The sequence below is a fragment of the Clostridium sp. ATCC 25772 genome (assembly GCF_001573875.1).
GTDB lineage: Bacteria > Bacillota > Clostridia > Clostridiales > Clostridiaceae > Clostridium_J > Clostridium_J senegalense.
In genome coordinates this window covers 1-563 of sequence record NZ_LFRG01000193.1, presented here as the reverse complement: position 1 = coordinate 563, position 563 = coordinate 1, and the positions used below count along the sequence as shown (strand labels likewise).

The following is a 563-nucleotide window of genomic DNA, read 5'->3' as shown; positions in this document are numbered from 1 at the left end:
GTATAAACCAAAATAATAAAAATTATAACCATAAAAATAAAAATGGCATTAAATTAGCTAAAAGCAAAGTTAAAGTAGGGGATAATATAGTTGATCCAAACTCATTAGATAATGAAACAATAGAAAAATTGAGTAAAGATAAATGGAATTGGTAATAAGGCTTAAATGCCTTTTAGAGAAGATTAAAACAAGTTTTAATATAAATATACTAAAACAAGAATGAAAGCGATTTAAAGGGGGATTTAAATAAATGGGGATAACTGTACTAAGTTTATTTGATGGGATAAGTTGTGGTATGGTAGCTCTTGAAAGAGCTGGAATAAATGTTAAAGAATATTACTCAAGTGAAATAGATAAATCAGCTATAGGAATTTCAAATAAAAACTATCCGAATATAAAACGATTAGGAGATATAAACAATATAAATATTGAAAATATAAAGAATATGGAAAAAATAGATTTACTATTAGCTGGTAGTCCTTGTCAAGGGTTTAGCCGACAAGGAAAAGGTTTAAACTTTGAAGATCCAAGAAGTAAATTGTTTTTTAAGTTTGTAGATATTT

General features: G+C 25.9%; 1 protein-coding gene. It reads left to right on the top strand.

Features of this window, described 5'->3' with window-relative positions:
* Window positions 1-250: 250 nt before the first annotated feature.
* The coding region (locus AZI32_RS17540) for a DNA cytosine methyltransferase (RefSeq protein WP_206406657.1) at window positions 251-563 on the top strand (313 nt) is incomplete at its 3' end.